Source organism: Micromonospora sp. AMSO12t (assembly GCF_008806585.1).
Taxonomy (GTDB): Bacteria; Actinomycetota; Actinomycetes; order Mycobacteriales; family Micromonosporaceae; genus Micromonospora; species Micromonospora reichwaldensis.
Window position 1 is genome coordinate 1 of sequence record NZ_WAAS01000299.1, and the last position, 7,429, is coordinate 7,429.

A 7,429-nucleotide genomic window follows, 5' to 3' on the forward strand; every position below is an offset into this window, starting at 1 on the left:
GCCCACCGGCGACCGTCCCGCCGCCACCGACCCCCGCCGGGGCGACCGGCCCGCCGGCCGCCGTCACGCCACCCCGCCCTGCGGCGCGTACGTGAGCAGGAACGTGCGCTCCTCCGGGGTGATCCGCCGGGGCCGCTGCCGGGTCAGGTCGAACGGCACCAGCACCGAACGGGCCCGGCTGGCCAGCACCTCGCCGTCGAAGAGCTCGTAGGCGACGGTGAAGGACGCGCCCCGGATCTCCTCCACCCACAGCTCGATGCGCACGGTGGGGGCGGCCTCGGCGGTGGCCCGGCCGAGGGCGTACTCGACCGGGCGCAGGTAGTCGATCTCGTGCCGACTGATCACGACGCCGTCGGCGAACGAGCCCACCCCCCACGCCCGGCCGCCGGCGAACATCAACGCCACCCGCGCCTCCTCGTAGAGGGTGAGGAAGCGCGAGTTGTTGATGTGGCCGTACGCGTCCAGGTCGGACCACCGCAGGGTGCAGTGGTAGACGAAGCGGTCGCTCATGATCGGCTGCGGTCCGCGCTCTTAGTCACGGGTCAGCTTGCGGTAGGTCACCCGGTGCGGGCGGGCCGCCTCCGCGCCGAGCCGGTCGATCTTGTTCTTCTCGTACGCCTCGAAGTTGCCCTCGAACCAGAACCAGCGGGACGGGTCCTCGTCGTCGCCCTCCCAGGCCAGGATGTGCGTGGAGACCCGGTCGAGGAACATCCGGTCGTGGGAGATGACCACGGCGCAGCCGGGGAACTCCAGCAGCGCGTTCTCCAGGCTGGAGAGGGTCTCGACGTCCAGGTCGTTGGTCGGCTCGTCGAGCAGGATCACGTTGCCGCCGATCTTCAGCGTCAGCGCCAGGTTGAGCCGGTTGCGCTCGCCGCCGGAGAGCACCTTGGTCGGCTTCTGCTGGTCCGGCCCCTTGAATCCGAACGCCGCGATGTACGCCCGCGACGGCATCTCGACCTTGCCCACCATGAGGTAGTCCAGGCCGTCGGAGACGACCTCCCAGACGCTCTTGTCGCCGTCGAGGCCCTGCCGGTTCTGGTCGACGTACGACAGCGAGACGGTGGGGCCGACCCGGACCTCGCCGCCGGTCGGCTGTTCCAGCCCGACGATGGTCTTGAACAGCGTGGTCTTGCCGACGCCGTTGGGGCCGATGATGCCGACGATGCCGTTGCGGGGCAGCGAGAACGACAGGTTGTCGATCAACAGCCGGTCGCCGAAGCCCTTGCTGAGGTTCTGCGCCTCGATCACCGTGTTGCCCAGACGCGGGCCCGGCGGGATCTGGATCTCCTCGAAGTCGAGCTTGCGGGTCTTCTCCGCCTCGTTGGCCATCTCGTCGTAGCGGTCGAGTCGGGCCTTGGACTTGGTCTGCCGCGCCTTGGCGTTGGAGCGGACCCACTCCAGTTCCTCGGTGAGCCGCTTCTTCATCTTGGCGTCGCGGCGGCCCTCGACGGCCAGCCGGGCCGCCTTCTTCTCCAGGTAGGTGGAGTAGTTGCCCTCGTAGCCGATGGCCCGGCCGCGGTCCAGCTCCAGGATCCAGCCGGCCACCTTGTCCAGGAAGTACCGGTCGTGGGTGATCGCCATGACGGTGCCGGCGTACTTGGCCAGGTGCTGCTCCAACCAGGAGACGCTCTCCGCGTCCAGGTGGTTGGTGGGCTCGTCGAGCAGCAGCAGGTCGGGCGCCTCCAGCAGCAGCTTGCACAGCGCCACCCGGCGGCGCTCGCCACCGGAGAGCTGGGTGACGTCGGCGTCCGGCGGCGGGCAGCGCAGCGCGTCCATCGCCAGTTCGAGCTTGGAGTCGATGTCCCACGCGTCGAGGTGGTCCAGCTCCTCCTGGAGCCGGCCCATCTCCTCCATCAGCTCGTCGGAGTAGTCGGTGGCCATCTGCTCGGCGATCTTGTTGAACCGCTCCAGCTTTGCCTTGGTCTCGGCGACCGCCTCCTCGACGTTGCCGAGCACGGTCTTGGCGTCGTTGAGCGGGGGCTCCTGGGCGAGCATGCCGACGGTGTAGCCGGGCATCAGCCGGGCCTCGCCGTTGCTCGGCTTGTCCAGCCCTGCCATGATCTTGAGGAGGCTGGACTTGCCGGCGCCGTTGGGGCCGACCACACCGATCTTGGCCCCCGGCAGGAAGCTCAGCGTCACGTTGTCGAGCACGACCTTGTCGCCGTGCGCCTTGCGCGCCTTTTCCAGGACGTAGATGTACTGGGCCACGGTGTGGGCTACCTCCGTAGGGTTGCGACTGGGATCGGCGGGCGCGGGCGCGGGCTTCGACCTCCGCCCGCCGCCGCCGGCCGGTGGCCGGCCGCACGCACGCCATCCTCAATCCTGACAGGTACGCGGCGTCGCGCCCACATCACCCCGCCCCCGAACCTCCGGACGCGTCGCGCCACCCCTGCTTCCGAGCAGGGGTATCGACAAGATCACGCCAAGGGTTGGACCATCGTGGGAAGGGTAGGTGACTCCGGCACGGGGCCCCAGAAGCCGCAGCTACGCTCAGTACGCTCATTCGCGGTTGACCCGTCAGCACCCGGAGGTGGCCGAACGTGACCGTCCGCAGCTCCTTTGTCGTAGTGGCGAACCGGCTACCCGTCGACGAGGTGAGCACCCCCGAAGGACGGCAGTGGCGTCGCAGCCCCGGGGGGCTGGTGACCGCACTGCACCCCGTCCTCGCCGAGCACCAGGGCACCTGGGTCGGCTGGGCCGGTGGCACCGGCGCCGCCCCCGAGCCCTTCGACCTGGAGGGCATCCGGCTGCACCCGGTGCCGCTGAGCGCGGAGGAGCTGGAGCGCTACTACGAGGGCCAGTCCAACGCGACGATCTGGCCGCTCTACCACGACGCGGTGGAGACGCCCGCCTACAAGCGCCGCTGGCGTGAGGCGTACCGCCTGGTCAACGCCCGTTTCGCGGAGGCCGCGGCGGAGGTCGCGGCCGAGGGGGCGACGGTCTGGGTGCAGGACTACCAGCTCCAGCTCGTCCCGGCGATGCTCCGCGAGCTGCGGCCCGACCTGCGGATCGGCTTCTTCCTGCACATCCCGTTCCCGCCCATCGAGCTGTTCATGCAGATGCCGTTCCGCACCGAGATCCTGCGCGGCCTGCTCGGTGCCGACCTGGTCGGGTTCCAGCAGCGCCTCGCCGCGCAGAACTTCGTCCGGCTGGCCCGGCACCTGCTCGGGCTGCGCTACGAGGGGCAGATGATCCAGGTCGACGGGCGCCAGGTGAAGGCCGGCGCGTTCCCGATCTCCATCGACACGAAGGAGATGGAGCGGCTGGCCGCCGACGCGGCGATCCAGGCCCGGGCGAAGGAGATCCGCGAGGAGCTGGGCAACCCGAAGACGATCATCCTGGGCGTCGACCGGCTCGACTACACCAAGGGCATCGAGTTGCGGCTCAAGGCCTTCCGCGAACTGCTGGCTGACGGAAAGTTGACAGTTCCCGACGCGGTCATGGTGCAGGTCGCCACGCCCAGCCGCGAGCGCGTGGAGCACTACCAGGCACTACGCGTGAAGGTGGAGCGGGAGGTCGGCCGGATTAATGGCGAATTCGGCAGGGTCGGCGTGCCGGCGGTGCATTATCTGCATCAGTCGTACAGTCGCACTGAACTCGCCGCGATGTACGCCGCCGCCGACGTGATGATGGTGACCCCGCTGCGAGACGGAATGAACCTGGTAGCCAAGGAGTACGTCGCATCGCGCGCCGACCAGGGCGGTGCACTCGTGCTCAGCGAGTTCGCCGGCGCCGCCACCGAGCTGCGTCAGGCGTTCCTGTGTAACCCGCACGACCCTGACGCGGTCAAGGACGCCCTGCTGAGGGCCGTGCACGTCGAGAAGCCGGAGGCACGCCGCAGAATGCGGACAATGCAACGCCATCTTCGCACCCACGACGTGGGGCACTGGGCGAAGTCCTTCCTCACCGAGCTCGGTGTGCCTCAATCGGAGGACGCGTGAACGCCGCCAACGAGATCGTCACCCCGGCGGCCGGCACGATGGACCCGGAACTGCGGGCGGCCATCGGCCGCATCGCCCGGGTACCCCAGCTTCTGATCGCCTGCGACTACGACGGCACCCTGGCGCCGATCGTGGAGGACCCGAGCAAGGCCGTGCCGCTGCCGGAGTCGGTGGCGGCCGTCCGGGCGCTGGCCGCCCTGCCCCAGACCACCGTGGCGGTGGTCTCCGGGCGGGCCCTGCGCGACCTGGCCGCCCTCTCCCGGTTGCCCAGCGAGGTCCACCTCGTCGGCAGCCACGGCTCCGAGTTCGACATCGGCTTCGTCGAGCGGCTCTCCCCCGAGCTGATCGCGGTCCGCACCCGGCTGCGCGACGCCCTGCGCGAGATCGCCTCGGCCCACCCGGGAATCCGGCTGGAGCGCAAGCCGGCGAGCGTCGCCGTGCACACCCGCGGGGTGGCCCCCGAGATCGCGGCTGCCGCCATCGAGGCGGTCCGCAGCGGCCCCGCCACCTGGGACGACGTCACCGTCACCCAGGGCAAGGAGGTCATCGAGCTGTCGGTGGTCGCCACGCACAAGGGCACGGCCGTCGACCAGCTGCGCACCCAGCTCTCCGCCAGCGCGGTGCTCTTCATCGGCGACGACGTCACCGACGAGAACGCCTTCGGCAACCTGCACGGGCCGGACGTCGGCATCAAGATCGGCCCCGGTGACACCCAGGCCGGCTACCGGGTCGCCGAACCGATCGAGGCCGCCCGCGCCCTCGGCCTGCTGCTGGAGACCCGGCGGCACTGGCTCTTCGGCGAGCGCGCGGTGCCCATCGAGCGGCACTCGATGCTGGCCAACGGGCGGACCGTGGCCCTGCTCACCCCCGAGGCCAAGGTCACCTGGCTCTGCCACCCCAAGCCGGACTCGGCGGCGATCTTCGCCGACCTGGTCGGCGGCAGCCCCGCCGGGCACTTCAGCGTGGCCCCGGAGCGCGGGGGCATCCCGCTCGGGCAGCGCTACCGCTCGGGGACGATGACCGTCGAGACCCGGTGGTCGGGCCTGACCGTCACCGACTGGCTGGACAAGCCGGCCAGGGAGACCACGCCGGACGGCCCGGCCGTCGTGACCGGCGACTCGACAATGGTCCGGGTGCTCACCGGCTCGGGCCGGGCCCGGCTGGAGTTCGCGCCCCGGCCCGAGTTCGGCCAGGTCGCGGTGCAGTTGCAGCCGATCGGCGACGGTCTGCTGGTGCTCGGCTCCAACGAGCCGGTCGCGCTCTATTCGCCCGGGGTCGAGTGGCAGGTCACCAACGACGGCGGCTACGAGACGGCCAAGGCCGTCGTCGACCTCTCCGCCTCCGGTGGGCAGGTCGTGCTGGAGCTGCGCTTCGGCACGCACAGCCTGGAACACCACCGGATGTCGGTCCACGAGCGGCAGGCCCTGGCCGAGCAGCCCTGGAAGGACTGGGTGGCCACCCTGCGGCTGCCGAGCACCGCCCGGGACCTGGTGGTCCGCAGCGCGCTGACCCTGCGCGGGCTCTGCCACGAGGCCACCGGCTCGATCCTGGCCGCCGCGACCACCTCGCTGCCGGAGGAGCTGGGCGGCGTCCGCAACTGGGACTACCGCTACTGCTGGCTGCGGGACGCGGCGATGACCGCGCGGTCCCTGGTCGACCTGGGCTCGATCGAGGAGGCCGAGGCGCTGCTGCGCTGGGTCGACGGGTGCATCGAGCGCACCGGCGGGCACCCGGAGCGGCTGCACCCGCTCTACACGGTGGACGGCTACGAACTGGGCGCCGAGGCGGTCATCGACACCCTGCCCGGTTACGCCGGCTCCCGGCCGGTCCGGGTCGGCAACCTCGCCAACCACCAGCTCCAGCTCGACGTCTTCGGCCCGATCGCGGACCTGATCGCGGCCGTGGCCGACGCCCGCGGCTCCGTCCGCGAGGACGAGTGGCGGGTGCTCGACAACATGGTCGAGGCGGTCCGCCGCCGCTGGCACGAGCCCGACCACGGCATCTGGGAGGCCCGCCTCCCCCCGCGGCACCACATCTTCTCGAAGGTGATGTGCTGGATGACCGTGGACCGGGCGCTGCACGTCATGCGCCAGCACGGCGGCGAGGACCGGCCGGAGTGGGTGGAGCTGCGCGACCGCATCGGCGCCAACGTGCTGGAGTACGGCTGGCACGAGACCGTCGAGGCCTACAGCGTGGCGTACGGGGACGAGGAGATGGACGCCTCGTCGCTATGGATCGGGCTCTCCGGCCTGCTCCCCGGCGACGACCCGCGCTTCCTCTCCACCGTCCTGCGGATCGAGGCGGACCTGCGCAGCGGCCCGGTCGTCTACCGCTACCACTGGGACGACGGCCTGCCCGGGCGGGAGGGCGGCTTCCACATCTGCACGGCGTGGCTCATCGAGGCGTACCTGCGCACCGGACGGCGTACCGACGCCGAGGAGCTGTTCTCGCAGATGGTGGACACCGCCGGCCCGACCGGCCTGCTGCCCGAGCAGTACGACCCGATGGCCGAGCGCGGGCTGGGCAACCACCCGCAGGCCTACAGCCACCTCGGCCTGATCCGCTGCGCCCTGCTGCTGGACAACATGCTCAAGCAGTGACCTGACCGGCGACGACGGCGGCCGGAGACTGTGTCTCCGGCCGCCGTCGTCATCCCGTCTGACTCTGCCCGGTCGAACCCGAGCCGCCCCACGGGCAACGCCCACCGGGGATTTCCGGGCAGCCCGCTCGCGCAGGGATCAAGCCTGACCGCCCGGAGCGAGTGGGCTGCCCGGAAATTCCTCAGGTCCAGCCCCGGCGAGAGCGTCGACCACGTCCCCCAGCACCACCACCGCGGGCGGGCGCAGCCCGGCGGCCGCCACGTCGGCGGCCACCGCGCCGAGCGTGGAGCGGAGCGCCCGCTGCGCCCCGGTCGTCGCCTCCTGCACCACGGCGGCCGGTGTCTCCGCCGGCTTGCCGTGCGCGATCAGCGTCGCGGTGATCGCCGCGAGGTTCTTCAGCCCCATCAGCACGACCAGCGTGCCGCGCAGCCCGGCCAGCGCCTCCCACCGGACCAGGGAGGCCGGCGAGTCGGGTGCGACGTGCCCGGAGACCACGGTGAACTCGTGGGCCACCCCCCGGTGGGTGACCGGGACGCCCGCCGCGGCCGGAGCCGCGATCGAGCTGGTCACGCCGGGCACCACGGTCACCGGCACGCCGGCCGCCGCGCAGGCCAGCAGTTCCTCGCCGCCCCGGCCGAAGACGTACGGGTCGCCGCCCTTGAGCCGCACCACGAACTTCCCGGCCAGGGCGCGGTCCACGAGGATCCGGTTGATCTCCTCCTGGCCCCGGGACGGGCCGTACGGGATCTTGGAGGCGTCCACGAGTTCGACGTCGGGGCGCAGTTCGTCGAGGAGCAGCCCGGGGACGAGCCGGTCGGCGACCACCACGTCCGCCTCGGTGAGCAGCCGCCAGCCCTTGACGGTGATCAGCTCCGGGTCCCCCGGACC

5 protein-coding genes are annotated in these 7,429 nt (G+C 71.4%); 2 read left to right on the top strand and 3 right to left on the bottom strand.

Annotation, left to right across the window (positions count from 1 at the left end; all coding sequences use genetic code 11):
* Positions 1 to 63 precede the first annotated feature (63 nt).
* Both F6X68_RS28400 and ettA read right to left on the bottom strand, forming a co-directional pair.
* Positions 64 to 510: a thioesterase family protein gene (locus F6X68_RS28400; RefSeq protein ID WP_151457130.1), complete on the bottom strand. Its 447-nt coding sequence runs from the start codon at positions 508 to 510 to the stop codon at positions 64 to 66.
* Between the two features lie 21 nt (positions 511 to 531).
* The gene (gene ettA / locus F6X68_RS28405) at positions 532 to 2,208 is read right to left on the bottom strand and encodes an energy-dependent translational throttle protein EttA (RefSeq protein WP_151457131.1); all 1,677 of its coding nucleotides are present in this window, start codon (positions 2,206 to 2,208) and stop codon (positions 532 to 534) included.
* A 332-nt stretch (positions 2,209 to 2,540) separates the two neighbouring features.
* Between ettA and F6X68_RS28410 the strand changes: the two genes are divergently transcribed.
* Together F6X68_RS28410 and otsB are read left to right on the top strand one after the other, a co-directional pair.
* Complete coding sequence (locus F6X68_RS28410; protein ID WP_151457132.1) at positions 2,541 to 3,941, top strand: trehalose-6-phosphate synthase; 1,401 nt, start codon at positions 2,541 to 2,543, stop codon at positions 3,939 to 3,941.
* 38 nt (positions 3,942 to 3,979) lie between these two features.
* On the top strand, positions 3,980 to 6,541 hold the full coding sequence (otsB, locus tag F6X68_RS28415) for a trehalose-phosphatase (RefSeq protein ID WP_370519000.1): 2,562 nt from the start codon (positions 3,980 to 3,982) through the stop codon (positions 6,539 to 6,541).
* 138 nt (positions 6,542 to 6,679) lie between these two features.
* On the opposite strand, the gene cobA is transcribed toward otsB, so the two are convergent.
* On the bottom strand, positions 6,680 to 7,429 hold a 750-nt coding region (gene cobA, locus F6X68_RS28420), incomplete at its 5' end, for a uroporphyrinogen-III C-methyltransferase (protein ID WP_151457134.1).

Bases quoted from the DNA above. Each gene is read 5' to 3' on its own strand.
- F6X68_RS28400 (WP_151457130.1), bottom strand. From the start codon at position 510: ATGAGCGACCGCTTCGTCTACCACTGCACCCTGCGGTGGTCCGACCTG.
- otsB (WP_370519000.1), top strand. From the start codon at position 3,980: ATGGACCCGGAACTGCGGGCGGCCATCGGCCGCATCGCCCGGGTACCC.